The sequence below is a fragment of the Aquabacterium sp. J223 genome (assembly GCF_024666615.1).
GTDB lineage: Bacteria > Pseudomonadota > Gammaproteobacteria > Burkholderiales > Burkholderiaceae_C > J223.
Window position 1 is genome coordinate 4,052,661 of the sequence record NZ_CP088297.1, and the last position, 25,905, is coordinate 4,078,565.

General features: G+C 67.2%; 23 protein-coding genes, 3 pseudogenes and 1 other annotated feature. Of the genes and pseudogenes, 3 read left to right on the forward strand and 23 right to left on the reverse strand.

Annotation, left to right across the window (positions count from 1 at the left end; translation table 11 throughout):
- Nucleotides 1–183 precede the first annotated feature (183 nt).
- The 11 genes and pseudogenes from LRS07_RS19090 to LRS07_RS19145 all read right to left on the reverse strand — a co-directional run bounded on the left by LRS07_RS19090 (nt 184) and on the right by LRS07_RS19145 (nt 9,848).
- Entirely contained in the window at nt 184–420 is a 237-nt protein-coding gene (locus LRS07_RS19090) for a hypothetical protein (protein ID WP_260499509.1), read from the reverse strand.
- A 4-nt stretch (nt 421–424) separates the two neighbouring features.
- Complete coding sequence (locus LRS07_RS19095; RefSeq protein WP_260499510.1) at nt 425–883, reverse strand: ATP-binding protein; 459 nt, start codon at nt 881–883, stop codon at nt 425–427.
- Between the two features lie 641 nt (nt 884–1,524).
- Nucleotides 1,525–1,662 carry an H-NS histone family protein gene (locus LRS07_RS19100; RefSeq protein ID WP_260502175.1) on the reverse strand — a complete coding sequence of 46 codons (138 nt, stop codon included), beginning with the start codon at nt 1,660–1,662 and terminating at the stop codon, nt 1,525–1,527.
- A 212-nt stretch (nt 1,663–1,874) separates the two neighbouring features.
- The gene (locus LRS07_RS19110) at nt 1,875–2,138 is read right to left on the reverse strand and encodes a DUF932 domain-containing protein (RefSeq protein ID WP_260502176.1); all 264 of its coding nucleotides are present in this window, start codon (nt 2,136–2,138) and stop codon (nt 1,875–1,877) included.
- Between the two features lie 209 nt (nt 2,139–2,347).
- Nucleotides 2,348–3,385 (reverse strand): annotated as a pseudogene (locus LRS07_RS19115) (IS3 family transposase).
- Nucleotides 2,991–3,107: a sequence feature (AL1L pseudoknot), on the reverse strand. It overlaps the preceding pseudogene by 117 nt.
- 252 nt (nt 3,386–3,637) lie before the next feature.
- Nucleotides 3,638–3,766: a hypothetical protein gene (locus LRS07_RS19120; RefSeq protein ID WP_260499512.1), complete on the reverse strand. Its 129-nt coding sequence runs from the start codon at nt 3,764–3,766 to the stop codon at nt 3,638–3,640.
- A 220-nt stretch (nt 3,767–3,986) separates the two neighbouring features.
- Nucleotides 3,987–5,111, reverse strand: a complete 1,125-nt coding sequence (locus LRS07_RS19125) for an MDR/zinc-dependent alcohol dehydrogenase-like family protein (protein ID WP_260499513.1) — start codon at nt 5,109–5,111, stop codon at nt 3,987–3,989.
- 25 nt (nt 5,112–5,136) lie between these two features.
- Entirely contained in the window at nt 5,137–6,087 is a 951-nt protein-coding gene (locus LRS07_RS19130) for a Bug family tripartite tricarboxylate transporter substrate binding protein (RefSeq protein ID WP_260499514.1), read from the reverse strand.
- Between the two features lie 168 nt (nt 6,088–6,255).
- The gene (locus LRS07_RS19135; RefSeq protein WP_260499515.1) at nt 6,256–7,953 is read right to left on the reverse strand and encodes a thiamine pyrophosphate-binding protein; all 1,698 of its coding nucleotides are present in this window, start codon (nt 7,951–7,953) and stop codon (nt 6,256–6,258) included.
- A 12-nt stretch (nt 7,954–7,965) separates the two neighbouring features.
- On the reverse strand, nt 7,966–8,730 hold the full coding sequence (locus LRS07_RS19140) for an SDR family NAD(P)-dependent oxidoreductase (RefSeq protein ID WP_260499516.1): 765 nt from the start codon (nt 8,728–8,730) through the stop codon (nt 7,966–7,968).
- A gap of 65 nt (nt 8,731–8,795) precedes the next feature.
- Nucleotides 8,796–9,848: an HAD family hydrolase gene (locus tag LRS07_RS19145; RefSeq protein WP_260499517.1), complete on the reverse strand. Its 1,053-nt coding sequence runs from the start codon at nt 9,846–9,848 to the stop codon at nt 8,796–8,798.
- A gap of 301 nt (nt 9,849–10,149) precedes the next feature.
- On the opposite strand from LRS07_RS19145, the gene LRS07_RS19150 reads away from it, so the two are divergent.
- The gene (locus LRS07_RS19150; RefSeq protein ID WP_260499518.1) at nt 10,150–10,851 is read left to right on the forward strand and encodes a GntR family transcriptional regulator; all 702 of its coding nucleotides are present in this window, start codon (nt 10,150–10,152) and stop codon (nt 10,849–10,851) included.
- A 742-nt stretch (nt 10,852–11,593) separates the two neighbouring features.
- On the opposite strand, the gene LRS07_RS19155 is transcribed toward LRS07_RS19150, so the two are convergent.
- The 3 genes from LRS07_RS19155 to LRS07_RS19165 are packed head-to-tail and all read right to left on the reverse strand — an operon-like array spanning nt 11,594 to nt 14,621.
- The gene (locus tag LRS07_RS19155; protein WP_260499519.1) at nt 11,594–12,775 is read right to left on the reverse strand and encodes a CaiB/BaiF CoA transferase family protein; all 1,182 of its coding nucleotides are present in this window, start codon (nt 12,773–12,775) and stop codon (nt 11,594–11,596) included.
- A 33-nt stretch (nt 12,776–12,808) separates the two neighbouring features.
- On the reverse strand, nt 12,809–13,792 hold the full coding sequence (locus LRS07_RS19160) for a tripartite tricarboxylate transporter substrate binding protein (protein WP_260499520.1): 984 nt from the start codon (nt 13,790–13,792) through the stop codon (nt 12,809–12,811).
- 49 nt (nt 13,793–13,841) lie between these two features.
- Nucleotides 13,842–14,621 carry a citryl-CoA lyase gene (locus tag LRS07_RS19165; RefSeq protein WP_260499521.1) on the reverse strand — a complete coding sequence of 260 codons (780 nt, stop codon included), beginning with the start codon at nt 14,619–14,621 and terminating at the stop codon, nt 13,842–13,844.
- An 87-nt stretch (nt 14,622–14,708) separates the two neighbouring features.
- Between LRS07_RS19165 and LRS07_RS19170 the strand changes: the two genes are divergently transcribed.
- Nucleotides 14,709–15,650, forward strand: a complete 942-nt coding sequence (locus LRS07_RS19170; protein ID WP_260499522.1) for a LysR family transcriptional regulator — start codon at nt 14,709–14,711, stop codon at nt 15,648–15,650.
- Here LRS07_RS19170 and LRS07_RS19175 read toward each other — a convergent pair.
- From LRS07_RS19175 to LRS07_RS19190, 4 genes are all read right to left on the reverse strand, one after another.
- A complete protein-coding gene (locus LRS07_RS19175) occupies nt 15,647–16,114 on the reverse strand; it encodes a MarR family winged helix-turn-helix transcriptional regulator (protein WP_260502177.1) in 468 nt (155 codons plus the stop codon). The two genes, LRS07_RS19170 and LRS07_RS19175, sit on opposite strands and share 4 nt — an antisense overlap.
- A 160-nt stretch (nt 16,115–16,274) precedes the next feature.
- Nucleotides 16,275–16,586, reverse strand: a complete 312-nt coding sequence (locus LRS07_RS19180) for an MFS transporter (RefSeq protein ID WP_260499523.1) — start codon at nt 16,584–16,586, stop codon at nt 16,275–16,277.
- Nucleotides 16,586–17,488 carry an MFS transporter gene (locus tag LRS07_RS19185; protein ID WP_312028382.1) on the reverse strand — a complete coding sequence of 301 codons (903 nt, stop codon included), beginning with the start codon at nt 17,486–17,488 and terminating at the stop codon, nt 16,586–16,588. Before LRS07_RS19185 ends, LRS07_RS19180 begins: the two co-directional genes overlap by 1 nt.
- Before the next feature lie 60 nt (nt 17,489–17,548).
- Entirely contained in the window at nt 17,549–18,979 is a 1,431-nt protein-coding gene (locus tag LRS07_RS19190; RefSeq protein ID WP_260499524.1) for an alpha/beta hydrolase, read from the reverse strand.
- Between the two features lie 352 nt (nt 18,980–19,331).
- Here LRS07_RS19190 and LRS07_RS19195 point away from each other — a divergent pair.
- Nucleotides 19,332–20,479 (forward strand): annotated as a pseudogene (locus LRS07_RS19195) (IS3 family transposase).
- 67 nt (nt 20,480–20,546) lie between these two features.
- Here LRS07_RS19195 and LRS07_RS19200 read toward each other — a convergent pair.
- The 5 genes and pseudogenes from LRS07_RS19200 to LRS07_RS19220 form a co-directional block, all read right to left on the reverse strand.
- Nucleotides 20,547–21,764: a Gfo/Idh/MocA family oxidoreductase gene (locus tag LRS07_RS19200; RefSeq protein ID WP_409450566.1), complete on the reverse strand. Its 1,218-nt coding sequence runs from the start codon at nt 21,762–21,764 to the stop codon at nt 20,547–20,549.
- A gap of 2 nt (nt 21,765–21,766) precedes the next feature.
- Nucleotides 21,767–22,628 (reverse strand): annotated as a pseudogene (nadC, locus tag LRS07_RS19205) (carboxylating nicotinate-nucleotide diphosphorylase).
- A 51-nt stretch (nt 22,629–22,679) separates the two neighbouring features.
- The gene (locus tag LRS07_RS19210; protein ID WP_260499525.1) at nt 22,680–23,411 is read right to left on the reverse strand and encodes a sulfite exporter TauE/SafE family protein; all 732 of its coding nucleotides are present in this window, start codon (nt 23,409–23,411) and stop codon (nt 22,680–22,682) included.
- An 8-nt stretch (nt 23,412–23,419) separates the two neighbouring features.
- On the reverse strand, nt 23,420–24,412 hold the full coding sequence (locus tag LRS07_RS19215; RefSeq protein ID WP_260499526.1) for a substrate-binding domain-containing protein: 993 nt from the start codon (nt 24,410–24,412) through the stop codon (nt 23,420–23,422).
- Nucleotides 24,413–24,421: 9 nt separating this feature from the next.
- Complete coding sequence (locus tag LRS07_RS19220) at nt 24,422–25,738, reverse strand: Rieske 2Fe-2S domain-containing protein (protein WP_260499527.1); 1,317 nt, start codon at nt 25,736–25,738, stop codon at nt 24,422–24,424.
- Nucleotides 25,739–25,905 lie beyond the last annotated feature (167 nt).

The following is a 25,905-nucleotide window of genomic DNA, read 5'->3' on the forward strand; positions in this document are numbered from 1 at the left end:
GTGACCTTCAGCGGCCGGCCCCTGGGCGGCGCGGTCGTTGCAGAAGATGTTCCACCGCGCCGTCGTTGACGACCTGTCACCGCTGAACTTCGTCTATTCATCGTCTTCCTCGTCACTGCTTTGAGCGGCGTTAATGCCGACGATGATGGAGACGCTGAGGTCATCAATGTCCTTGGTATGGACCTATGGAGCTGGACCGGCCGCTTCAGTGGATACGAGCACTTCAATCCGAACGGGCTCTACAGCGACTGAGTTCACACTGATACGCAAACCCTTCTGAATGAAGGTTGTGGAGAGCTCACTGAGCGCGGTATTCAAGTCATCGACAAATCCATCGTTGGCAAATTGGCGCGCGACGCTCTCGTAAAGGTCGCTCACCTCGATGGTCGTCCCTTGTGTAGTGAGCTCGTCCTCGCCCATGCGATCAACGATCGGAAGCGGATCCCAGTTCGGTTGTTGGAGCCAGCTTGCCGAGATCGGAACCTTGAACTTGTCGGGACCATCGAAAGAGCGGACAACCCGTTCGTACCATGTTGGGGATGGCTCTCTTCATACCAATGCCATGCATGCCGATCGTTTCGGATTCGCTGTCGTGCGGGTCGGCGCGTTCGCGGCCCATCTTGAAAGCGTAGTTCTTTGCGATCTCGCGCGGAATGCCACCGCAGTCATCTGCGATCCGTAACGCCGCGCGGCCGACTTCAATTTCGATGGAGTGTTTCGCATAGTCGGCCGGGTAGACCCCAGCCGATCGAAGTGCGCCATCGAGGCAGTTGTCCACCAAGTCGACAATCGCGTCCTTGAGGTCAATGTCTCGCTTGAGCATGGAGACGAAGAACCGTTTGGTCGGCAGCGCAACTGCCGAGTCTTGCACTGAGTCTGTCATGAGGCTCCTTGATCGCACGGCTCTCATCGACGGCAGGCGAATTCGGCAGAGGTAGGTTTCCCGCTCTCGTAGGCCAACCGCGCCAGAGCACCCAGCGAGAGTGGCCACAGGCGGACGCGGACGCCCTTCGCAAGCGCTCCCCTGCCGACCCGGAGCGGAGCTCCGGGTCTTGGTATCTGGCGCTGCTGATCTGCCGGAGAGGTGTAGGGGCTGGCAACTCGTACTTGCTTGTCAGCACTGTTTTGCGGGCGCGTAAGCGGCTTGCGCCTGGAGATCAGCCGCTGGAAGCTGCTGGTTCGCAGCGGGCTCGAGCCGTCCTGTGTCGCCAACGACCGCTCTCTGCAAAATTGCTGCTGGCGCGTGACGAAGCGGCTGTTGATATCCTCCCGTCACCTTCGCGGCCCTCCGGGGATGGGGCACCGATCGGGCGCAGAGTACGCAGCGGGCTGCGCGAACTGGTGATCGGTCAGGACGCCCGGGGCTCCGCGCGCTGTACCGCTACATCCCCGGCATCGCCACCGTCTTCGTGCTGGCGTCAAAAGCCAGCGGGCAGACGGCTTTAAGCGGCCACCCTGATCCGGCTTGACGGTTCCGGTGTCCATGCCTGCTCGCAGCTGACGAATAATGCACTGGGTCTTCTTCTATTCGGCGAACTCTTCTAGCGTCTTTCCTGCTGCAAGAGCGTCTTTGATCCACTGCGGGCGCTTGCCTCTACCGACCCATTCGTTGCCATGATTGTCACGGTACTTGGCGCCTGATTTGGCAGCGCTCGCCGGCAGTTCTTTACCTGAACCCGCAACTCAAGCCCTTCAAGCTGCGCATCTCCTCGGCCAACGTCCACAGCGCTCGGTTCAGGCTAACGCCGCGGTCGGTGCTGCCCACCGGCCGGGTCTGCAGCCGTCGGCCCTGTGGACTGTGACCGAGCTGTCCACCCCGGATCGCGTTCTCCTGCGCCCGCTGGAAAGTGGTCCACAGGCTGCGGCCGATGTCCTCAGGGCGGCGGCGTGCCTCGATCAGCTGCTCGGCCGTCACCGGTGCCGGCCGGGGCCCGCCGCTCCCTCCACACTTTGGTTCTCGAAGCGCAGGGCCAGGGCGGCCGTGCAAAGGCGATTTGTTCCGGCGGCTCAAGCTGCAGCCCCTTCATCGCTTCGGTGTGCGCTTGCACGGCCTCGAACTGGTCGAGGACGCAAAACGCCCCCTCGATCACCTCGCCCTGCACATTGCCGCGGTGTGGGATGCGCAGGTCCTCCACCACATCGCCCAACACCAGGCCATTGCATCAGACGAAGCGGGAGAGCCCGGCCAGCATTTGGTACGAGCTGGCACCTTTTCGTGGCTGTTGATGAGGATGACCTCATGGGCTTCGGGGCGGCTGTGCGGACTTCCGATTGAACCGCCCCGGCTTCCGCGGAGGCCCGTTGGTTTAAGTCAGACGGTTGCGGCCTGACCGGCGCGTTGCCGATGCTAGTTGGCCTCGAACTTGGCCGGCGGCAGATGGCCCAGCGGCTCCATCAGTCGGTGGTGGTTGAACCAAGCGACCCATTCCAGCGTCGCCAGTTCCGATGGACAGGTACTGCGAGCCGCGATCCGAGTGGTGTACGAGCCCGTCCTCTTCGGTCGGCTTGCGGTCGTACAGGGCCTGCTCCAGCGCATCGAGCACGAACTCGGTGTGCATCGAACTGCTCTGGCGCCAGCCCACGATGCGCCGGCTGAAGACGTCCACCACGAACGCCACGTAGACCCAGCCCTGTCAGGTCGACACATAGGTGAAGTCCGAGACCCAGAGCTGGTTGGGCCGCTCGGCGCGGAATTGCCGGTTGACCCGATCCAGCGGGCATGCCGCCTTGGGGTCAGAGACCGTGGTGCGCACCGCCTTGCCGCGGCGCACGCCCTGCAGTCCTTCTTGGCGCATCAGCCGTTCGACAGTGCAGCGCGCCACCGCCACGCCTTCGCGGTTGAGCTGACGCCAGACCTTGTCGGCGCCATAGACCTGCATGTTGGCCTGCCAGACGCGCCGGACCTGGGGCATCAGGCACGCGTCGCGCTGCGCGCGAGGCGAGCACAGCGCCGGGTTGCGCCGGCCAGCCGCATGGCGCCAGTACGCCGACGGGGCGATCTGCACGACGCGACAGATCGACTCGACCCCGAACCGCTGGCGATGCCGGTCGACGAAAGCCTTCAGGACTTGATGCGGCGGTCGAGCTCCGCCTGGGCGAAAAACGCGCTGGCCAGCTTCAGGATCTCGTTGGCCTTGCGCGGCTCGCGCACCTCGCGTTCAAGGTCCTTCACGCGCTGGCCTCGCTCGTCGTCACGCCCTCGCGCACACCGGAATCAACCTCCGCGCGCCTGACCCATTCGTTCAGCGTCTGCGGCACGCAGCCGATCTTCGGCGCAATTGACTCGATGGCTGACCACAGCGATGGGTACTCCCCCTCGGTGCTCCTGCACCATCCTCACCGCGCGCTCACGCATCTCGGGCGAAAACTTGTTCGACTTGCTCATGGCTCAATCCTCTCAGAGTGTTGAGCCTCCTCGAAATCCGGGGCGGTTCACAGTGACTATCTCGACTGATTGTGAGCAGGTGACCGTTTGGGTCAAGCTCGAATGCAGAATCAACCATCGTACTTTCCGTCCAGCGAACCTGCCTGTAGCCGGCGACTAGCTCTGCCGGCATTTCAGCGATTGAGAACACGAGCCGTTGCGTTCTGACGGACAATCTAAGCGTGCAACGTGGCAGCATTATTTTTCGTACCGCTACAGCGTGAAATTGGTTGAAAGATGAGCGTATGGCAACACCGCATCAACGACAACGTGCCACTCCTGCGCGACCTTGAAGGCAGCGCCATGCTTCTTATCCTCGAGCACCGGCTTGCTCACCTCCATCGCGCTACCTACCACTGCGCAGCTTGCTGCTGCGTTACTGCAGCGAAGGGCCCTTCAGTGCGCAGCGTGCGATGGCCTTGTTCCACGTCCCCGTGCCGTGCGACACAACTAGGCGGCTGCCACCATCGCTCGCCGCGGCCTCGCTTAGATCTATAGGCTGATATTTACGTTGCCTCGAAGCAGCCGCGCAACTCCTTTGCGTGGAAGCGCGGTGATATCCTCAGATCGCGATCAGAGTCTTGCTGTCCGTGCCGCGCTGAAAGCATTCCCGGACAACATTTGCATGCAGCAGGTCCAGCAAGCCGATCCTGCGGGAGAAATGCCCCTTGAACGTCGTGCCAAGCCCTTTCCCGATTTGAGAGACAAGCCGCTGAACGTCCTCGGGGCTAGACTGTCTGATGAACTCCCTAAACCTCCAGCCGCTGCAGGTCCACGACTGGCCAGCAGAACGGGGAATCTCCATGGGCGCCGGGTCAAGCGCGCCGTACATGAAATAGTGCCGGCGTTCCGAACTACCGTATGGAGCAAACTCGGACGACCGTTTCCTGGCGCTGCTTTCCATGCCGGCCAGGATGTCGCCGGCCAGTTTCCCGCCCACGGCATCAAAGCAGACCATGGCGCCCGTTGCGTCGATGGCGTCAACCAGCCGGCCCTGGAAGTCCGCCGACGAACTGTCTAAAACGTGGTCGGCACCGAATGCTTGCAATTGTTGGACCGCGGCCGGCCTCCGCACGACGCTCACCAGGCCCAGCCCCTCCTCGCGGCAGACGTTCACCAACATCCTGCCGACGTTGGACGCCGCCGCCGTGTTGATGAGCGCCCGGTAGCCCAGGCGCCGCGCCGTCTCGACGATGCACAGCACGGTCAGCGGGTTGTTGAACGCCGACGCGGCGTCCGCCACATCGACCTGCCGGGACACGACGAGGCACTGCGCCGTCTTGACGTTCTGGTGGTCGCCGTACGTGCTGACGTTCCAGAGCGCCACCCGCTGGTCCATCCAGGCCTCTGCCCCCGGGCCGGTCGCGACCACGGTCCCCACGCCCTCGGACCCGCCGGCGATGACGAGGCCGAGGCGGTTCTTCTGCCAGGCCATCGCGCCGTCGCGAAGCGGCGCGGTGAGCCGGGGGACCTTGGCACTGCCGGCCTGCACCAACCTGTCGGTGTCGATGGGCCCGAACAGCTTGTGCATGTCGCTGGAGTGCAGCGGCGCGGCCTCCATCCGGACCGTGACCTCGCCCGGCGCGGGCGGCGGCAGTTCCGTCTCCTCCATCCACAAGGTAATCAAGCCAGCCTCGCTGAGCTGGCTGACCACCCGCCGCGTTCGACGCGGTGCCGACATGCTCATGGTTCGTGTCCTTTCGAGGAAGCCGCTACGTCCTCAAGCCCCGCGATTCGATAATGTCCTTGAATCGCTTCGATTCCCGATCGATCCGTGCCCTCACCGCGGCCGCGTCGCCGTCCAACGTGACATTGCCGAGCCCGGCCGCGCGCGCCGCGACCTGCTGAGCCTTGAGCACCTCCCGGAAATCGGCGCCGAGGGTCCTCGCGACTTCTTGGGGCAGGTTCACCGGACCGAACAACGCCGTCCAGGCCGACGCTTCGACGTCCACCGGCGCGCCGGCTTCCTTCATGGTGGGCACGTTGGGCGAGACCGTCTGACGTTCGGTCGCACCCACCGCGATGGCCTTGATCCGGCCGCTGTCAAGCATGCCGCTCGCGCTGGCCCAACTGGCCCAGCCCATGGACACGGCGCCCGTGGCGACGTCGGTCAGCATCGGTGACGTGCCCTTGTAAGGCACGACGAACATCTTGAGCCCGGCGTCCTGGAGGAAGGCTTCCATGGCCAGGTGCGAGACATGGCCGATGCCGGTCGGCGAACCGAAGGACAGCTTGCCGGGGTTCGCCCGGGCAACCTCCATGACCTGCTTGACCGACTGCAGCGGCCCGTCGGCCGACACCATGAGGTAGAACGGTGTCGACATCATGAGCGCGAGCGGCGTCAGGTCCTTGTCGATGTTGTACGGCACGTCGCTGTAGAGCGACGGGTTGATCGAGGTCATCGAGTTGTCGATGACGGTCAGCGTGTAGCCGTCGGGCTTGGCCTGCTTGACCGCCGTGATGGCGAGCACGCCATTGGCCCCGGGTCGGTTCTCGACCACCACCTGCTGGCCCCACTTCTTCGCCAGCTCGATGCCCATGATGCGCAGCACGACGTCGGGACCGCTGCTGGCGGAATAGGGCAGCACCAGCCGGACGGGCCGGCTCGGAAAGACGTCGTTCTGGGCCCCGGCCGGGCCCCATGCCGAACCCAGCGTCGCCATGACGGTGGTGACGAATGACCTTCTCTTCATGCTCGTCTCCTGTGTGTGTGTCGATGCCAGCGCAACCTTGAGCGCCCGAAGCGAAGAGCGCAACGCTGGCATTCCCTCCAAGCGCCCAGCGTCGCCACCTCACCGGCGCCGTCGTGGGCAATGGAACATGGCGGCCCCTCAGCGCGAGATGAAGGACAGGTAGTACTCGGTCGCCACCGGATCGGCGTCGACCTCGATCAGCACGGGGCCCTGGGCGGCGCGCGCGGTGGCGAGGGCATCTTCCAGGCTGGCCTCGTCGGCGGCGCGCAGGCCGGTGAGGCCCAGCGATCGCGCCAGTCCGGCGAAGTCGATCGGCGGGTCGTGTGTCCAGCCGAAATGGCGGATGTCCTCGTCCGTCCACCCGCGGTTGACCCGTGCGCCGTACGCCACGTCGTACCAGCCGCCGTTCGCCAGCACGATGAAGACCATGGGCAGCCGCCACAGGGCGGCGGCGTACAGCGCGTTGCCGGTGAACATGAAACCGCCGTCGCCCACGATGTTGACCACCCGGCGCTTGCCCGCGGCGACCTGCATGCCGATTGCCGCGGGCACTCCCCAGCCCTGGGCGCTGGCGCGGCCGGAAATGCCGAAATAGCGCTCTGGATGTGAGAAGTCGCCGACGTCCAGCAGGTATGGGGTTCCGGTGGTGGCATGGTCGACCAGGACCACGTCGTCGCCGAACGCGCGTTCCAGCGCCGCGACCAGCGCCGGCATGCCGACCGGCCCTGGCCCCGGCCGAGGCGCCTCGGGCTTGGGCGGCAGCGACGCACGCCAGGCGGCCTGGGCCGCGCTGGTGTGCTGCGCCCATTCGACGCGGCTGGCTCCCGGATCGGCCTGCAGGCCGGCCCGCAGCGCGGCCAGGGTGTGGCGGAGGTCGGCCACCAGCGCCACGTCCGGCCAGACCTGCTTGCCGACGGCCACCGGCTCGTGCGTGAGCAGCAGCTGCTTCGCCGACGCGGGCGGCTGCAGGGGCGCGCCGCTGCCGCCGGTCAGCTCCGCACCGGCGACGACCACCAGGTCCGCTTCGTTCACCAGCGCGGCCCGGCCGGAGAACCGACCGACGAACCGAGGGTGGGCGTTCGGGAAGCCCATGTAGGCCACGTAGGGCTCGCCGAACACCGCCGCCGAACAGGCCTCCGCCAGGCCGACCAGCTCGGCGACGGCTTCACGCTGGGCCACCTCGCCGCCGGCGATGACGACAGGGCGGCGGGCGGCGCGCAGCAGTGCGAGCGCTTCGGACAGCCCTGCCGGCTCGGGCATCGCGCCGGTGTAGACCGACGCCTGCGCCGCACGCAGCGCGGTCGCGAGCACCGCCTCGTCCACCTCCTCGCTGTACAGGTCGCCCGGGAACGCCAGGTGCACGGGGCCCATGGGCGGCGTGCTGGCCAGCCGCACCGCACGGGCGATGGCCTCGGGAATGCGCTCGGCGGTGGGCACCTCCCACGACCACTTGCAGAACTGGCGGCTCATCTCGGTCACGTCGCCGGGGACCGACGCATAGCCGTCGCTGCGGGCGAGCTTGCGGCTGGTGGTCGTGCTGGTGAACAGCATCGGGCTGCGGTCGGCCCAGGCGGTGGTGACGCCGATGAGGCCCAACGCCGTGCCCGACGCGTGGTAGACATTGACGAACGCCGGCTTGCGGCGCAGGCGGCCGTAGCCGTCGGCCATCAGCGCCACCGCGCTCTCGCTGGGTCCGCAGTAATAGGCGAGGGCCTGCCGGTGCCGGCGGATGGCGTCCAGCAACGGGTGGATGCCGAAGCCGGGAACGTTGAACACCGTGTCGACGCCGCAGGCGATGAGCGAGCGAACGATCAGTTCCGCGCCGGTGACCTTCATGGCGCCGATCCCCTACAGCCCGCCCGCCACATCGAGCACGGCCCCCGTGACGTATGACGCGGCCTCCGACATCAGGAAGGCGATGGCGCCCGCCACTTCGTCCGGCTGCCCCATGCGCTTCATCGGGACCATGGCCATGAGCTGCTGGAGGCGGTCCGCGCCATGGCCCTGGTGGACGTCGGTGTCGATCACCCCGCAGCGGACGGCGTTGACGCGAACGCCCTCGGACGCGAGTTCTCGGGCCAGTCCGACGGTCATGGTCTCGATGGCCGCCTTCGACGCCGCGTAATGCACCCACACGCCGGGCGACCCCGTGCGGCTGGCCCCCGATGAGACGTTGACGATGGCGCCGCCCGCGCCGCCGCTGGAGGCCGACATCAGGCGAACGGCCTCCCGCGCGCACAGGAAGGAGCCGTAGACGTTGGTCTGGAAGGTCTCCTCGAGCTGGTGGCGCTGCAACTCGGTCAGGCGGGCCCGCCCCCCGTTCGTGGCCGCGTTGTTGACCAGCCCGGCGATCGTCCCGAACGCGTCCTTCGCCTCACGGAAGATGCGCGGGACGTCCTCTTCCTTGGCCACGTCCGCACGGACCAGCAGCACGCGCCCCCCGGCATCGCGGATGGCCGTGGCCACCTGCTCCGCGTCCTCGGTGCGGCTGCGGTAGACCGCGACGATCGGCGAGCCGGTGCGCGCCAGGGTGATGGCGGTCCGGGCGCCGATGCCCCGGCCCGCGCCGGTCACCACGATGGCCCCCTTGGCGTGGGCGCGGTCGTCGTCCATGTCGATCCTTCGCCGTGGGTCGTCGGCACCGCGTGGCGTCGACGGATCGCCCGGGCGAACCGGCGTCAAAGGGACGCTTCGAGCAGCTCGACCGGGTCGCCGAACCGGCTGGCCAGCTCGACCACGGCCGGGTCACGGAGGGCCACCAGGAAACCCCGGTCGATCAGCGTCGCGTCGTCGGCGGTGACCGTGGCGTCGAGCACCACCAGGTCCTGGTGCACCGGCGGCTCCTCCCAGTTCGGCAGCACCCGGCGAAGGAAGTCGCTTGGCTTCTTCAGGTCGATGCCGAAGTGCAATGCGCCGGGCGCGTTCGAGCCTGCCGGATAGACGGTGTTGCGCGGCGCCTTGGGGTTGAAGCCGCACCCGCCGCCCTCGATCAGCCTGCCGCCCACCAGCATGTCGCGCAGTTCGGCCGCCTCTGCCGATTCGCCCCGCACCTCGGTCACGAACCGGTCCTTGAACACCACGGCGATGCGCTCGTCGAAGGGTCGGGGGAAGCCGATCGCCGACTGCGGGTAGAGCACGCCCTCGACGGCCAGGTGCGCATCGCTGTCGTGCTTCATCGCCGTGCTGTCCCAGAAGTTGGGGCCGTGCGTGGGCAGGTAGTGCGCATAGCAGCCCGGCTCTGCCGCGGAGATCTTCCCCTGCCAGCGCAGGCTCGCGTACATCGCGTCCCGCATGGCGGCGGTGAAGGGAATGCGCAGGTCGCTGCCGCGACCATCGGTGAACCGCAGGTCGAAGGCCCGCCCCTTGGGAATGCGCCGCTCGGTGGCGCGGATCAATTCGCTGACCAGTTCCACCGGGAAGCGGGCCTGGGGCGTCTTCAGCAGGTCCAGGTCGCGGAAGTAGGTGATCTTCACCCAGCGCTGACCCGCCTTGCGCATCGCCACGTTGAACGGATCCTCGATGGAGCAGAACCAGGTCGACACCACGAAGGTGGCGTCCTCGATCAGCGGCTTGAGCTGGTCCGGCACTCGGGGCAGGCGGGTGTCCGGCGCCATGTAAACCGTCAGCGTCGCACCGCGCGCCGCCGCCAGTCCGGAAAAGGCGTCGACCACGCGCGGGTCCAGGAGGGGGTCGGTGAGCATGAGCACCCGGTCGCCCTGCCGGATGGCCATGAACCGGCTGAAGTTGTCCAGGGCCTGGAACCAGTGCTTGGTGTCGGTGATGCCGGGGTGCAGGGGGGCGGCACCCCGATGAAGGGGCCTGTTCCTTGTGGCGTCGGGGTCGGATCCATGGCTCGCTCCTGGCGTGCGGCTTCAGCACTTTGCATGCATTGTGAGCTGTATCCTGGCACAAATCGCATCAAACGACCACCTCCCGCATGCAGTCCAGCGTTCGGGACCGAGGTGGCCAGCGGTGCACCCAGCCCGCTGCGCTGGCGACGCCGTCCTGATCCGGCTTCCTACAATCCGTGTGATGGCCAAGCAAGTCGACGCTGTCATCCAGAACGTTCGAGGCCGGATCCTGTCCGGTCAACTCGAGCCAGGCCGTCGGTTGACCGAGGTCCCGATCTCCGCCGAACTGGGCGTCTCCCGCACGCCGGTGCGGCTGGCCTTCGAGGAGCTGGAGAAGGAGGGCCTGGTCGAGCGCCTGCCCACCCGCGGCTTCAAGGTCCGCGCTTTCGAGGTCGACGAGATCGCGGACGCGATCAACGTTCGCGGCGTGCTGGAGGGCATGGCCGCACGGCTGGCGGTTGAGCGCGGTCTGACCACCGCCGTGCTGGAGCAGATGCGGGCCTGCGTGGCCGAGGGCCAAGCGGTGGTGTGCAGCATGCGAGACGGCGGCCGTCACTTGGTGGACACCTCGTGGGTGTCCGTGAACGAGCGCTTCCACCGGCTGCTGGTTGACAGCGCGCGCAACGGCGCGCTGGCCGCCGCGCTCGAGAACGTGGCTCGACGGCCCCTGGCCAGCGCCGCCGCCATGGGTTTCGACCGGAGCCAACAGCAGCGCGAGCTGCACTTCCTGGAGCGGGCGCAGCAGGACCATGCCGACATTGTTTCGGCGCTGGAAAACGGCCAAGCGTCCCGCGCGGAAGCGTTAATGCGCGAGCACGCTTTCCGCAGCAGCGAGGTCAAGCGTAAGGTCCTGGTGGCGCGCCTGCAAAACAGGCTTGATTGATTCGACTGGCGCAGACATGGCGGCGTTCAGCGACGGCAAATAATTGCTCTAAACCGGGTGTCCAGCCGGCCTCTCTTCCCCGCTTGTATGCTTGACATACACCATCATTGAAGTCCACCAATATCCAACCTCCACTGAACAAGGGCAGCGATGTCGAGTGCCCTTCGTGCGTGACCCTTAGCGACCGACCGCACTGCTGCCGCAGTGGGGCTGCCGTACCATGCGCCGCAACTCCTCGCGATCCCCGTCCACTGAAAGAAGACGGGTCCCCAAATTTTCACTTGACGCCCCTCCCCTTCGAGGACCTGTACGATCCTAACAATCTCGAATTCTCGTATGTAAGGCGGTCTAGCGAAGCGTCATCCACTGCTTAAGTAGTTTGCATACGTGATTGCACAAGCCGGCGAAAAAGAAAGCCGACGAGCTAGTCATCTCCAGTGTCCGGAAGTGGGCGGTCCCGTCTAGCTCGGCAATTTCCCCCTGGCAGCAAACATTCACGCTTGTCAAATCGAAGGCCCACTCTAGGTACAGCGCCACCGCAGACTTTCTGATGCAGGAGGCGCAAAAGGTGGAAAGGGACCGTGCCAGTGGGCAGCGTGTCCGCCATCCGCTAATGGCCTGAAGGTGAAGGGATGCTGCATCACTGAGGTGATAATTGCGCTTCGGCTGGCCCGCCTTCAAGCGTAACGCGATCGGTTCGCGAAAGCTGCTCCCCCACCCCACACCGTCATGCTCGGGTAGTTCAGGCGCCTGCCACGATGCCGGCCTTCACCATGGCGTCAATTTCGCCATCTGACAAGCCGATCTGCCGTAGCAGCTGCAGGCTGTGCTCGCCCAGCTCCGGCGGGGCCGGCAGGTCCGGGAGCCGCTGGCGGTCGTAGCGCAGCGGGTGGCGCACCCCGCGCACCTCGCCCTGCCGCGGGTGCGGCGCGCGCACGAAGGGGTCGAGGTGGCGCACATGGGGGTCGTCCTCCAGCTCGTCCAGCCGCAGGGCGGGCGAGAACGGCACGTCGTGGGCCAGCAGGCGCCGCTCCCATTCCGCCGCCGGCCGGCGGGCGAACGCCTCGGCCAGCGCGCGGGCCAGGTCCTCGTAGTGGCGGACCCGGCTCTCGCGCCGGGCGAAGCGCTCGTCCTCGCCCAGGTCCGGCCGTTCGATGGCCAGCAGCAGGCCGCGCCAGAACTTGTCCGGCGACGACAGGTGCAGGCCGATGCGGCGTCCGTCGGCGCACATCAGCACGAACGATTGCGACAGCGCCGTGCGGCTGAACGGGCTCACCGCCTTGCCGCTGGCGAAGAACTGCGACAGCGGCTCGGTGGCGAACGCCAGGCAGGCCTCCACCATGTTCGCTTCCACCAGGCGGCCACGGCCGGTGCGCTCACGCTCGTAGAGCGCGGCCAGGACCCCCTGCGCGGCGAACAGGCCGGTGATGGCGTCGCACACCGCCGGTCCCGCGATGCGCGGGTCGGCGGAGTCGTGGAACAGGCTCAGCCAGCCGCTCAGGGCCTGGCCCACCGTGTCGTACGCCGGCCGGTCGCGGTAGGGTCCGGACTCGCCGAAGCCGCTGATGGCGCAGTAGATGAGCCGTGGGTTCGACGCCTGCAGCGCCGCCGCCCCGAGGCCCAGCCGCTCGGCCGCTCCGGGGCGCAGGTTGACGATCAGCACGTCGGCGTTGGCCGCCAGCGCCTTCAGCACCGACAGCCCCTGCGGCGACGCATAGTCCAGCGCCAGGCTGCGCTTGCCGCGGTTGTGGGCCTGGTACTGGGGGCTGTACAGGCCGCCGGCGAACGATCGGAAGGGATCGCCGCCCTGGGGCCGCTCCACCTTGACGACGTCGGCCCCCAGCTCGGCGAGCTGCATGGCCGCATACGGCGCGGTGATGAAGGACCCCAGGTCCACGACACGAACACCATCGAGCATCGTCATCGTCCATCTCCCCGTGCAGCGCGGCCCATGGCGTCAACCGCCACCCTTGGCGCCGGTGGCCTTGATGATCTTCGTCATCCGGACGGCGTCGCGCTGCAGGAACTGGGCGAACTGCGCCGGCGTCGACGGCTCGGGATCGACGCCCAGCGACTGCAGCCGCTCGACCACCTCCGGGTCCGTCAGCGCCTTGCGCAGTTCGGTCGACATGCGGTTGGCGATGTCGTCCGGCGTGCCTGTGGGCGCGACCACCCCGTACCAGGCGCGGTACTCGAACTCCGACAGCCCCGGCGCCTCGGCGACGGCGGGAACGTCGGGCAGCGTCGGGTCGCGCTTGGGGCTGGAGACGGCCAGCAGCGTCAGCCGACCGGCCTTGGCCTGCGGGATGGCGGTGGACAGCCCGGTGAACATCGCCTGCACCTGCCCGCCCATCACGTCGGTGAGCGCCGGCCCCACCCCCTTGTAGGGCACGTGGACGAGCTGGATGCCGGCCAGCAGCCTCATCCATTCCATGGCCAGGTAATGCGGACTGCCGTCGCCGATGGAGGCATAGGGCACCTGCCCAGGGGCCGCCTTGGCGCCGGCGATGAACTGCTGCAGGGACTTGTACGGTGACGAGGACGACGTCACGAGCGCGAACGGCACCGTCACCAACTGGCCGACCGGCTTGAACGACTTCATGGAGTCGTACGGCAACGAGGGATGGAAGTTCGGGTTGATCGAGTGGGAGTCGGTGATGACGCCGAAGGTGTAGCCGTCCGGCGCCGCCTTCGCGACGAGGTCCGAGCCGATGATGGTGCTGGCGCCGCCGCGGTTCTCGATCAGCACCTGCTGGCCCAGGGCCGCCGACAGCTTCGGCGCCAGCACGCGCACCACCGCATCGGTTCCGCCGCCCGGCGGGTACGGCACGACCAGGCGAACCGGCTTGTTCGGCCATGCGCCTTGGGCGGCGGCGCCGGTGGCCAGGGCCAGCAGCAGCAGGCCGGCCAGGTGCTGGGCGGCTCGGGAAAAACGCTTCATGTCATCTCCTCGGACAGGGCCGATGCGGTGAAAGGCCCGGAAGGCGACGTCAGGCCGCGCCGGCGGCCCGCGAACTCTCTTCTTCGGCGCGCAGCCAGATCTCCTTGCCGATCGGTGTGCGCAGCTCCTCGACGAGGTGCCCGACAAGACCGATGGCGCGACCGATGACGGCGAGCCCGCGGGACGCCTGCCAGGGCAGCCCGAGCTCGCAGGTCAACGCGCCGATGGCCCCGGTGGCGTTGATCGGCAGCGTGCGCTGGTGGACGCGTTCCGCCTCGCGCTGGACCGCCTCCAGCAGCGCGACGTGGCGGCCCTTGAACCCATGCTCGGCCGCGATCTCGAACAGCCGCGGGGTGCGCGGATCGATCGGCTTGTGCAGGTGATGGCCCAGGCCGGGCAGCGCGGTCCGCCGAACCCGGTGGTCTTCCACGATCTGTGCGGCCACGGCCTCGTGCGCGGAGGTCGGGTGCGCCGCCTGTGCCTCGATCAGCAGGCGCGCCACGCCTTCGGAGCCGCCGGCGAAGACGCTGCCCATGCCGTTCAGGCCCGAGGCCACCGCCGACTGCATGGCCTCGGGCGCGCCCAGCAGCGTCAGGCGCGCCGCGATGGCGCTGGGCGTGAGGCCGTGCTCGACCAGCGTCACCACCACCGCGTTGAAGACGGCCGCCTCGCCCGGCGTGGGTCGCCGGCCGGTCAGCTCCAGCCACGCCATCTCGCCGAGGTCGAGGTGGCCGAGGATGTCGTTGGGCAGGTCGAGCCCGCGAACGACGATGCGCTCCCGGGTGCTCCAGCCCATCTCACTGTTCAGCGGTTGCCGGACCCGTTCCATCGCCGGTCTCCCTGTCCGTGTCGAGCGTGGATCTTCTGCCCACACCTATCATGGGTCAAATCGATAAAGGGTATTCGGTGAATCCGGATGGCGAATATCAGGGACGTCGACCTCAACCTGCTCACGGTGCTCGACCAGCTCGTCGCCCAGCGCAGCGTGACACGGGCGGCCGCCGCGCTCGGCATGTCGCAGCCGGCGGTCAGCGCGGCGCTGCAGCGCCTGCGCACCCAGATCGGCGACGCGCTGTTCGTGCGGACGCGCCACGGCATGGCCCCCACCCCGCGGGCGTTGGCCTTGCACGAGCAGGTGCGGGCCGGGCTGCAACTGCTGCGCACCGGATTGGAGGGCGTGTCGAGCTTCGATCCGGCCACCTCGCGGCGCGAGTTCCGCCTGCTGCTGAGCGACGTCGGCCAGGTGCTCTACCTGCCGGCGCTGATGGTGGAGCTGCACGACACCGCGCCCCACGTGACCCTCACCGCCGTCACGCTGCCCCGCGACCGCTACCGCGACGCACTGGAGGCGGGCGACGTCGACCTGGCCGTAGGCCACCTGCCGCAGTTGGGCGACGCCTTCTTCCAGCAGCGCCTGCTCGAGGACCGTTTCGTCGGCCTAGCACGGGCGGAGCATCCGCGCGTCGGCCGCTCGCTGACCCTCGCCCGCTTCGTCGCGGAATCGCATGTCGCGGTAGTCCCCGTCGGCCCGTCGCCAAACGCGCTGGAGCAGACCCTTCGCGCCTTGAAGATTCAGCGTCGAGTCTCGCTGGCCGTGCCCAACTTCCTGGCGGCACCGCTCATTGTGCGGGGCACCGAACTGCTGGCCTGCGTGCCGCACCGCGTGATCCGCGCCATGCCGACCGTGTCGGGCTTGCGCGTCATGGCGCTGCCGTTCGCCACGCCGGCCCTTCAGGTCAACCAGTTCTGGCACCGGCGCCAGCACCTCGACGATGGGCATCGCTGGCTGCGCGGCGTGATCGCCAAGGTGATGTCACCACCCGGCACGGGCGACTACGTCGACCGGGACGCCGGCTAACCCGCCTTGTTCAGCGCCCCGTCGTCCGCCAAGTTGTCGATCATGCGCAGCAGCGTCTGCCGCACGATCCTCACGTCCTTATCGGAAACGCCGGCGAGCGCGATGGCGTTCACATCTTCGGCCAGCGGCACCAGCTTCCCCTTCAACTGGCGGCCCTTCGGCGTCAGGAAGACATAGACGTTCTTGCGGTTCTCCGCCCGTTGGCTCAGCGTGACGTAGCCCAGCGCCTCCATCGCCCGCAGCGCGATGAAGGTGGTCGGCTCGGACACGCCAGCCTCAACGCTCAATTCGCGTTTGGTGACGCCGTCCTGCTCCCACAGGATGCGCAGGAACGTCCAGTGACCAAGCTGCACGTTGTGGGCGGACAGCCGCGCCTGCAGCGACCGCAGCAGCGCCCGGGTGGCGTCCTTCACCAGATGGGCGATCCGATCGTTGGGCACGGCGTCGTGCCAGTGGCGAAGCACCCTCTCGGCAATCTCCTTACTGCGATCGACCTTCACACCAGCCACACGCGCCCTTTGGGGAATCAATTGAATCCATTGTCGCAGAGCGTCCCAGGCCGCCGGCGGTGTGCGTGTCTGTGGCCGCACCAACTCGACGGTGATTCGCACCGTGTCTGGACCGCTACCGAGCAGGGCCGAAGGAGGCCCGGGTAAGCAGCACGATGCTGCCTGCCAGCGGCAACGCCAGGAGCGCGAAGGCCCAGCCGTAACCGCCCAGCGCACCCCCGATGAACCCGAAGACCGGCGGCCCAGAGACCACGCCGGAGAAGGTGAAGAACAGGGTGCCCGCCGTCGCGGTCGCCGCCTGCCCTGGCGGCGAGGCGCGCGCGACCGTGGCCAGCGAAACCCCGTTCCACCCCACCGCGGTAGCGCCGTAGGCGCACAGCAACGTGAGCACCAACCCCTCGGGGCTATGGACAGACAGCAGCGGCATCAGCAGGCCGCAGCAGGCCATGGACGCCGCGAGGCACAGCAGCATGCGCTTCGGCCCGAGCCACCGGTCGGCCAGTACCCCCAGCCAATGCGCGCCCCGACACCGAAGAATTGGGCCATGGCCAGCGCGCCACCAGCCCGCGCCAGCGTCCAGCCCAGGTCCGCAGTGAGGTAGCTGACCATGTAGGAGGTCAGGGTGACCTGGACGATGGAGAACACTAGGCTGCACAGCGCCACGCTGCGAAGCACCCGGTGGGCCATGACGACGCGCACCGGCCCCAGGAAGTCCCGCCAGTGGGGCCAGCGGGCGCTGGCGACGCGTTCGCGGTCGAGTTCCCGGGCCAGCGGCATCGCGCTCAGAGCCGCCACCACGCACATGACGGCCAGTCCGAGCAGCGCGACTACGCCACTGTTGAAGGCGGCCAGCGGTGGAACGATCAGACCGGCCAGAACGCCACCGAGCGGCACCCCGGTCTGCTTGATCGAAAAGACCAGCGCATAGTGACGAGGGTCGGTGCTGCGCGCCAGCATCTGGCTGCTGGCCGGCGTGATCGGCCCGTAGCCCAGGCCGATGACGACGGCGCCGAGCGCGGCCAGCGGCAGCAACGTGGAAGTCAGCAGCAGCACCCCGATCGCGGTGCAAAGCAGCGACAGCTGGCTGGTGCGGATGGGCCCCAGGCGTCCCACCGCGATCGCGGCGACTTGGGTGGAGAACACCGCGCCGATGTAGACCAGCGCGACGAACACCCCGACCGCGAACAGCCCGAGCTGGAGCCGCTGCAGGAGCAGCGGCGCCGCGACGGTCGGCCCGATAACGGCCGCCGACGCGGCGACCTGGACGACGGTAGTGATCGGCAGGGCCGCGCGGCGGACCCCCTCGCTAAGGGGAAGGTTGATGGTAATGTCTGCTTCTAGATGATGAGTACGAGCGGGGGCGCCAGATGCGCCCCCGCCCTTAGCACTTTAGAGACCGCCCGACGGGTTGTTCTGTGGGCGGTTCGCGCTCACCGGCTGATAGGCGACGAACAGCGGGGTGGACGACGGGAACAGCGACTTCGCGCGCGCGTTCATCGCCGCGGGCGTCGTGTCTGGCCAAGTGCCCGTGCTGATCCGCTCGAGCAGCACTTCCACCGATGCAGCCGCCTCCGACGCATCGAAGGTGCAGTGACCGGTTCGATCGACAATGGCCGTGCGATACAGGGCAGTGTTGCCCTGATTTGCCTGCATCTTCTGCGTGTACGAGTCGATGATTGTTGGCGGTACCGCATGGTCGCCGGTGGTGTGAGTTCGCAGCACCGGCACTTGCGGACGTCCGCGGACGATGCGCCCCGGCTGGTTCCAGAAGTCAATCGCACCAGGATCTGCCTGCACCCGCTGCGTGCTTCCCAGCGTTGCCAGGTCCGCCTGCAACGTGGTACCACTTGCAGCATAGAGAGACTCCACCAAGGCCTTGGTTGCCGGCTCGGCCCGATTAAACAACTGGCCGTAGTCGATACCGCTATTCCACGACAGATTGCGCGCGGTGGCCGACCCACCGGCGTGCTCGAACATGTAGCGAGACTGCCCGCCCGGCTGGGATGAATTGACAATGGCAGTTTCGAAGATCGCCTGCTGAAACGCCACCGGATCGTTGAAGTTGGGCTTCGGCTTGGTGGTGTCCGTCCACGGCGCCCATTGACCGATTGCCGAGGCAAGAGCAATGCGCGCTTTGCCCGCAGGTGTAGCCTGCGCCTGCGTCAACGCGGTACGCCACTGCTGCGCCTGACTGCTTACAGTGGTCAAGGCATCGAAATTAAGGATCTGCAACTGCGGCGCAAGAAGCGTGCGCAGCACGTACCAACCGTCGTGCATCATGTTCATTAACACGACCGGCTCGTGGGCGCAACCCGCGACCACGCCATCCACCCGATTCGGGTACCGCTCGGCAAAGTTCAGTGCGACGTACCCGCCGCCCGAATGGCCATATTGGATGGTCCTGGTCGGCTTTCCGTAACGCTGTGTGAAGCTGTCCATGACCGACAGCAACTCGGTAGTTTCGCGCTCCGGATCGTAGATGTTATTTCGCTGCGGATGCCGGTTCGTGCCGGAAAGGCCGTACCCTCTCTGCAGCCAGTAGCAGTTCTGCGCGCTGTCTTTCCGTGGGATGTAGTCTAGATCGTTGATCAGCACACCGTTCCAATTCGTCGGTCGCCGCATGCCCCAAGGTGTCCCGCCGGGGAGCGTCCCCTCGACTTCGTCGTACGTCACGGTGCCGTTGCAGCCCAGAATTTGGGCCAGCGCTGGGGCGTCGTCGTCACCGCCTCCGCAACCGGCAATGGACAAGATCACTGCCAACGACAGCGCCTTGAAGTGAAAGGCAGGCGCGCGAAGGCGCAGGCTGAACTGGTCGCTCATAAGGTGTCTCCTAGTTAACTTTGTCAAAAGGCTCCGGCGGCAATCCGCCACGGTAAAGCGGCACGTCTGCCGTTTGTCATGCAGTTCCATACGACTTTACGTGTGGATCCACCAGCGCCTTCTTTAGGCGCCTAAGCTTATTCTTCGCGCTGCCTGTATGACATGTCAAGCGAGGTTGCACCCACTGCGCGAACAGCGCTGGGCATGCCGTGGTCGCGACTAGGCGGACCGCCAGCGTCCGTTCAAGTGCCGATGGAGTCGTTGAAGGCCGTGGACTCTCGCCGCGCTGTCCCCCAGGGATTCGTAGCGAGTAGTTCTAGAGTCCGATCAACCCGAGATGGAGATCGGACCGATGAAGAAGCGCTACACCGAGGAACAGATCATTGGCTTCCTGCGTGAGGCCTATGCCGGGCTGCCGGTTAAGGAGCTGTGCAGGAAGCATGGCTTCAGCGAGCCGAGGTACTACGCCTGGAAGGCCAAGTTCGCGGGCATGAAGGTGTCGGACGCGCAGCGCCTGAAGGCGCTGGAGGCGGAGAACACGGGCTGAAGAAACTGCTGGACCACTCGATGCTCGAAGTCGACGCGATGCGCGAGGTGCTCAAGGGAAAGCGACGGCCGTGGCGGCGCGTCGCGAGGTGGTGCGGCAGCTGCAGGACTTGGGCTTGAGGAGCGCCAGGCCCTGAGGCAAGTGGGCATGAGCCCAGCACCCTGCGCTACCGCCCCCGCGACGACAGCAACGGCCGGCTGCGCAAGCGCCTGACAGAGCTTGCCGGCCAGCACCGCCGCCACGGCTACCGGATGCTGCACAGCCGCCTCCGCATCGACGGCTGGGCGATCAACGTCAAGCGCACCTACCGGGTCTACCGCGAAGAAGGCCTGATGGTGCGCAAGCGCAAGCGCCGGCGCGAGAAGCTGCCGGTGCCCGTGCGGCAGCCTCTGGTGCGCCCAATGCAACCCGCGACCAGGTGTGCAGCATCGGATTCGTGTTCGACGAGCTGGCCGATGGCCGCCGGGCGACGACACTGACCGTCGTGGACGACTGCAGCAGAGAGGCAGTCCAGATCGCCGTGGACACGTCGATCCCAGCGCTGTACGTCACACAAGTGCTCGACCAAGTGAAGGCCCGGCGGGGCCTGCCCAAGGTGATCCGCACTGACTAACAACGGCCCGGAGTCCGCGGGCCAGACGATATGCAGGGCCAGGGCCGCCCGAAACGGCGTCGAGCTGCGCTTCATCAGCCCGGCAAGCCGGTGCAGAACGCCTACATCGAGAGCTTCAACAGCCGCTTCCGCGACGAGTGTCTGTCGCAGCACTGGTTCGCCAGCCTGAGCCACATGCGCAGCGTCATCGAGAACTGGCGCGAGGACTACAACCGCCACCGGCCACAGCACCCTCGGGCACGTGCCGCCGGCCGTGTTCGCCGCGCGGTGCCGCCAGCATGCTGGCGGCACCGCGCCAAACACCGCTTTGACGACTACGATGCAGTCCCCTGAGCTCTAAATCGAAGCGCTACGAAACCTGGGGGCAGCGCATCTATGGCCTCGATGCCTTACCGGTGCGTGCTTTGTTATTGATTCGAGCGCAGCGCGACCTGAAACGATAGGCTGACATCCCGGCCTTCGCTTGCAGAGGTCAACAGCGCCAAACATGCCTCAAGCGTCGCACGGCCCCACAGGCCGTCGTGCAGCGGCGGCCGGCCGTGCCGGGCGACGGCAAGCAGCTCGTCCATCACCTCGGCTCGGGGCACGGTGGGTGCGGCGATCGGCAGGAAGCTGCGACGGTCATCCTCCAGCACCCACAGCCCATCGGCCATCGGCCGGATCACGCCGCGTTCGCAGGAGATCAGCGTGGGTCCGAAGTGCTGGTGGGCGGTCGCCGCCGCCACACTCGGCATCTTCCACGCCGGGCCCGCATAGGTCGCGGCGGCCTTCAGCCGCGTCTCTTCCTCCGGTGAGCCCAGCTGCGCGAGTTTGCGCCGCGCCGCACCATGGTCGGCGGGCGACTTGGTCTGACCGAGTTCGCCTTGCCACTGCATCCACTCGTCCGAGTCGAAGTGGCCGTAGCCGCTGTAGGTGAGGTTGGCGAACGCCCCGTCCTCGAACCACATCAACGCCGAGTAGGCGCCTTCGGTGGGACGCGAGGGATCCCATGCCCCGGACACCGACCGCACGCGCGTGGCGCGGCTGCCCGCGAGCAGGCGCACGATGTCCACCTGGTGCGCGGCCTGGCTGAAGACCACGCCGCCGCCCTCGGCGGTGCGCAGCTCCTCCGGCCGTCGCGGCCGGTAGAGGAAGTCGGTGTAGTTCAGCGCCTGCACCATCCGCACGCGCCCCAGCCGTCCGCTGTCAATCAGCCGGCGCGTCTCGAGGTAAGGCGTGTCGAAGCTGTGGCAATGCCCCACCACCAGTTGCACGCCGCCCCGGCGGCAGGCCTCGAGCATGCGGTCGCACTCGTCGAGCGTGATGGCCATCGGCTTCTCGACGAGGATGTGCTTGCCGCGGGCCGCGACCACCTCGGTGTGGGCGACGTGGAACTGGTGCGGGCTAGCGATGTACACCGCCTCCACCGCCGGATCGTCCGCCAGCGCCTCCACCGTCTCGTGCACCGTGGCGCTGAAGTCGCGGGCGAACTGGTCGCGCGCGACTTGTCGCGGGTCGCAGGCGGCGACGAGCTGCACCCGCCGATCGGCGAGGAAGGTGGGCAGCATCAGCGAGAAGGCCCGGCCCAGCCCCGCGACGCCCAGTCGCAGCGGACGATCGGGCATGGCATCGAGTGGCGTCGACATGTTCAGCCCTCCAGTCGCATGGACAGGTCCACCGCGCGGACGTCCTTGGTCAGCTTTCCGCTGGAGATGCGGTCCACGCCGGTGGCGGCGATCCGCCGCACGCCCGCCAGGTCCACGCCCCCCCGACACCTCCAGCACCGCCCTGCCCTCGGTGATGCGGAAGGCGGCCTCCATCTGGTCGAGCGTGAAGTCGTCGAGCAGGACGCTCCGGGCACCGGCGGCCAGTGCCTGGCGCAGCTCATCGAGGTCTTCGACTTCGATCTGCGCCTGCACGTCGGGGTGCAGCCGGCGCGCCGCCGCCAGCGCCTCGGCGATGCCACCGGCGCTGGCGATGTGGTTCTCTTTGATGAGGATGCCGTCCCACAGCGCCATGCGGTGGTTGGCGCCGCCCCCCATGCGCACCGCGTACTTCTGCGCCTGGCGCAGGCCCGGCACGGTCTTGCGGGTGTCCAGGATCAGGCAGCCACGAGGGTTGGGCGACGCGCCCGCGATGGCCTCGACGTACTGGCGGGTGATGGTGGCCACGCCCGACAGCAGCTGCAGGAAGTTGAGGGCCGGCCGCTCGGCGCTCAGCAGCGCCTGCGCGCGCCCCTCAAAGCGGCAGACCACGGTGCCGGCCTCGAAGCGCTCGCCGTCGCGGACGTTCCATTGCACGTGGCCGTCGGGATCGAGGGCGCGCAGGCAGGCGTCGAACCACGGCTGGCCGGCAAGGACGCCGGCCTCCTTCGCCAGCACATGGCCATGGGCCTTCTTCCGCGCGGGCACCAGCGATGCGGTGAGGTCGCCGCACCCGATGTCCTCCGCCAGGGCGTCGCGCACATTGCGCTCGAGCGCGCGGTCCAGTGTTTCGTTGGTGTCCGTCATACAAAACTCCAAAGGTCTTCAGGGGGGCGGCTGTCGAACGTCGCAGGCGGGTCAGCGCACGAGCAGGCTCAGCGAGACCAAGGTCAGGAAGGCCAGGATGGCGTGACGGAAGGTCCGTTCGCTGAATCCACCGCGCAGCCACTGGCCGATGGCCAGGCCGAGTCCGACCGGTACCAGCGCCGCGGTGGACCAGCCGAGGTCCTGCAGGCTGACACGGCCCTGCACCGCGAGCGCGGCGTACAGCGGAATGGCCGACGCGAGGTAAATGCCGCTCACGCTCCGCACGAACATCTCGCGTGACAGCCGCAGCGCCTGCAGGTAGGTGATTACCAGCGGGCCGGTCAGGGCGGACATGCCGCCCATGAGGCCGGAGGCCAGGCCCACGCCGAGGCTCCACCAGCGCTCACGCTCCGGCGGCACGGTGAGGCGCAGCTGCAGCGACAGCAGCAGCACCGCCAGCAGCACACAGCCGGCCAGCACCATGCGCAGCGTCGCGTCGGGCAGCGTCACCGTCAACCGGGAGGCGAGCGCGGTGGAGACCACCAGCGGCACCAGCAACGGCCAGAAGCGCCGCAGCGCCGGCGCGGAAAAACCGGTGCTGAACGCCTGCCAGGCGTTCGACACCAGCACCGGCATCATCACCATCACGATGGCCTGGGCCGCCGGGATGCGCTGCGACATCAACGGCAACGCGACCAGAGGCAGACCGATGCCCAGCGCGCCCTTCACGCAGGCACCGGCCAGCAGGCACAGCGCCAGGTAGCCCGCGAGGGTCGCGTCCACGGGCGGCGTCAGATGCTGTAGGTCTCGTAGGTCGCAGGGTGGAACAGCTCTTCGACGGGCACTAGCCGCGAGGACAGGCCCTGCCCATGGTGATGGCGAACGAAGGTCTCCAGCGTCTTGCGGGCGGGAGCCACGCCATACGACCAGTAGTCCTGCCCCATGGCGTCCCGCGCCGCCTTCAGCTGCTCCTCCACGAACGGCAGCGTGACCTTCGTCGCCGAGGTGTCAGCGAGCAGTTCGAGTGCGGCCGCCTTGGACTGCGTGAACGCCTTCAGCAGCGCGCCCGGCAGCCAGGGATGACGCTCGGCCAGCTCCTTGCGGATGCCCACCACGTGCATGATGGGGAAGACGCCGGTGCGGCGGTAGTAGTCCTTGGCGGTGGCGGTTGGGTCGTCGAACAGCCAGCCGATGTCCGGGTTCGACCGCAGGATGGAGGCCGTCGGCGGACGCGGGCCGATAAATCCGTCGATCTCGCCACGGTCCAGCAGCTGCGAGATGGTGGAACCCGCGGGCGCCGGCTCGACCACCACCCCCGGCGGCAGCTGCAGCGAGATTTTCTCCGGGCGCCCCGGCGTGTCGATCCCGCCCTGCACCCACCGCATGTCTTCGGGGCGCACCCCGTAGTCGTCCTGCAGGATGGACCGGGCCCACACGTTGGCGGTGAGCTGGTACTCCGGCAACCCCACCCGCTTGCCCTTGAGGTCTTCCGGACGCTTGATGCGGTCTTTGCGGACGTAGATCGAGGTGTGCCGGAACGCTCGCGACAGGAAGACCGGGATGGCGACGTAAGGGCACTCGCCGCGGGAGTGCTTCACCAGGTAGCTCGACAACGAGATCTCGGCGATGTCGAAGTCCCGGCTGCGCATGGCCCGGAAGAACATCTCCTCAGGGTTGAGCAGCATGAAAACAGGATCGACGCCGTCGATCTGGACGCGGCCGTCGTGCAGCGCGCGCGTGCGGTCGTAGTCGCCCATGGCGACCGAAAGTTGAAGCTTAGCCACTGCGATCCTTCAGGCTTTGACCGAATACGACGGCTCCAGCTCGGGCAGGTTGTCGCCCTGCCACACCGGGTGGGCAGTAAACTCCCGCCAGTCGGTGGTCTTCGGCACGATGGCCTGGTAGGCGCAGATGGACGACGGGATGCGCATTTCGCCCGTGCCGATGGCGCGACCGGAGCTCTGGAAGTCCTTCACCGCGTCCAGCATCTGGCGGCGGAACTCGACGATCGCGAGGTCACTGGCGCCCAGCCGCTCGTCGCTGCGGTTGGCGATCGGCCCCATGGTGACCCACATCGCCACGTCCTGGTTCGGAAAGCCGGTGATGCCGGTGAAGTTGCCGGCCTTCATGGCCTGACGGTCCTGCCAGAACCGGTTGTCCTGGTTGCGCAGCGGGCGGTACTCGGCGTCCACGTCGATGCCCACGGTCTGCCGCAGGAACTTGCGCCAGGTCTCGGTTTCCGGTGTCTGCGCCGGGTGCCCCCAGGCCAGGAAGTAAAAGGCGGTGTTCGTGTCGTCCATCGGCACGTTCACGTTCGCAACGTTGTACAGGTTGTTCGGCGGGATCAGCGCCGTCGCGGGCGCGACGAACACCGTCGAGCGCACGTAGTCGTTGGCGCTGGCGTTGTGGATCGGGCGGCGCAGCGCTGCGTAGCGGAATCCGTACTGACCCTTCTGCACCTGCAGCCGCGGCGCTTTGTCCGTAGACGGGCGCAGCCACAGGCTCGACGTTGCCTTGGCGCCATCCACCCGGGCCGGCACCATGTCCGACGAGTGCAGGCTGGAGCTGTGCGCCGAGTCGATGGCGCCCTCGAGGATCTGCGCCCAGTTACAGGGCAGCAGCACCTTGGCAATGCTCACCCGGGTGTCTTCCGTGGGTGCCCAGGGCGGTGGCACGAACTCCGGCACATCCTCTTTCGGACCCATGTACGCCCAGACGAAGCCACCCCATTCCTTGACTGGGTAGGCCTTGTGCTTGACCTTCTCCGCCATGCCGCTGGAGGCGGGCTCTGAGGCCATTTCAACGACGTTGCCTTTAACGTCCATCTTCCAGCCGTGGTAAAGACAGCGCAGACCGCCTTCCTCGTTGCGGCCATAGACGAGCGATGCCCTTCGGTGCGGACAGAACTCGTCCATCACGCCGACTTGGCCGTCGCTATCCCGGAAGACCACGAGGTTCTCCCCGAAGAGACGGGCCTTCACGGGCGCACCGTCCGGCTCGGACACCTCCTCGATTAGGCAGACCGGCTGCCAGTGACGGCGCATGAGCTGTCCCATGGGGGCATCCCCCTCCACACGGCACAGCAGATCGTTCTCTTCAGACGTCAACATCGCAACTCTCCTTCCTTGAGCACGGCTTAGCGGCGCTTCCTTAGCTCTCTAAGTATAAGGGCGGTTCCTAAAGGTAGAGACAAGGGAAACCCCCTAGATGCCAGCTCGCACACCGAGCGGGCCGCTGTTATCATTATTTGTTAGTCTTCTAACCATTTCAGGGTGAA

Excerpts from the sequence above, each read along its gene's own strand:
- LRS07_RS19120 (WP_260499512.1), bottom strand. The coding sequence starts at position 3,766 with ATGGAGGTGAGCAAGCCGGTGCTCGAGGATAAGAAGCATGGCGCTGCC.
- LRS07_RS19190 (WP_260499524.1), bottom strand. The coding sequence starts at position 18,979 with ATGAGCGACCAGTTCAGCCTGCGCCTTCGCGCGCCTGCCTTTCACTTC.
- LRS07_RS19130 (WP_260499514.1), bottom strand. The coding sequence starts at position 6,087 with ATGGCGACGCTGGGTTCGGCATGGGGCCCGGCCGGGGCCCAGAACGAC.
- LRS07_RS19090 (WP_260499509.1), bottom strand. The coding sequence starts at position 420 with ATGGGCGAGGACGAGCTCACTACACAAGGGACGACCATCGAGGTGAGC.
- LRS07_RS19180 (WP_260499523.1), bottom strand. The coding sequence starts at position 16,586 with ATGCCGCTGCTGTCTGTCCATAGCCCCGAGGGGTTGGTGCTCACGTTG.
- LRS07_RS19170 (WP_260499522.1), top strand. The coding sequence starts at position 14,709 with ATGGCGAATATCAGGGACGTCGACCTCAACCTGCTCACGGTGCTCGAC.
- LRS07_RS19200 (WP_409450566.1), bottom strand. The coding sequence starts at position 21,764 with ATGTCGACGCCACTCGATGCCATGCCCGATCGTCCGCTGCGACTGGGC.
- LRS07_RS19140 (WP_260499516.1), bottom strand. The coding sequence starts at position 8,730 with ATGGACGACGACCGCGCCCACGCCAAGGGGGCCATCGTGGTGACCGGC.
- LRS07_RS19220 (WP_260499527.1), bottom strand. The coding sequence starts at position 25,738 with ATGTTGACGTCTGAAGAGAACGATCTGCTGTGCCGTGTGGAGGGGGAT.
- LRS07_RS19095 (WP_260499510.1), bottom strand. The coding sequence starts at position 883 with ATGACAGACTCAGTGCAAGACTCGGCAGTTGCGCTGCCGACCAAACGG.
- LRS07_RS19125 (WP_260499513.1), bottom strand. The coding sequence starts at position 5,111 with ATGAGCATGTCGGCACCGCGTCGAACGCGGCGGGTGGTCAGCCAGCTC.
- LRS07_RS19160 (WP_260499520.1), bottom strand. The coding sequence starts at position 13,792 with ATGAAGCGTTTTTCCCGAGCCGCCCAGCACCTGGCCGGCCTGCTGCTG.
- LRS07_RS19150 (WP_260499518.1), top strand. The coding sequence starts at position 10,150 with ATGGCCAAGCAAGTCGACGCTGTCATCCAGAACGTTCGAGGCCGGATC.
- LRS07_RS19155 (WP_260499519.1), bottom strand. The coding sequence starts at position 12,775 with ATGACGATGCTCGATGGTGTTCGTGTCGTGGACCTGGGGTCCTTCATC.
- LRS07_RS19165 (WP_260499521.1), bottom strand. The coding sequence starts at position 14,621 with ATGGAACGGGTCCGGCAACCGCTGAACAGTGAGATGGGCTGGAGCACC.
- LRS07_RS19145 (WP_260499517.1), bottom strand. The coding sequence starts at position 9,848 with ATGGCCATCCGGCAGGGCGACCGGGTGCTCATGCTCACCGACCCCCTC.
- LRS07_RS19135 (WP_260499515.1), bottom strand. The coding sequence starts at position 7,953 with ATGAAGGTCACCGGCGCGGAACTGATCGTTCGCTCGCTCATCGCCTGC.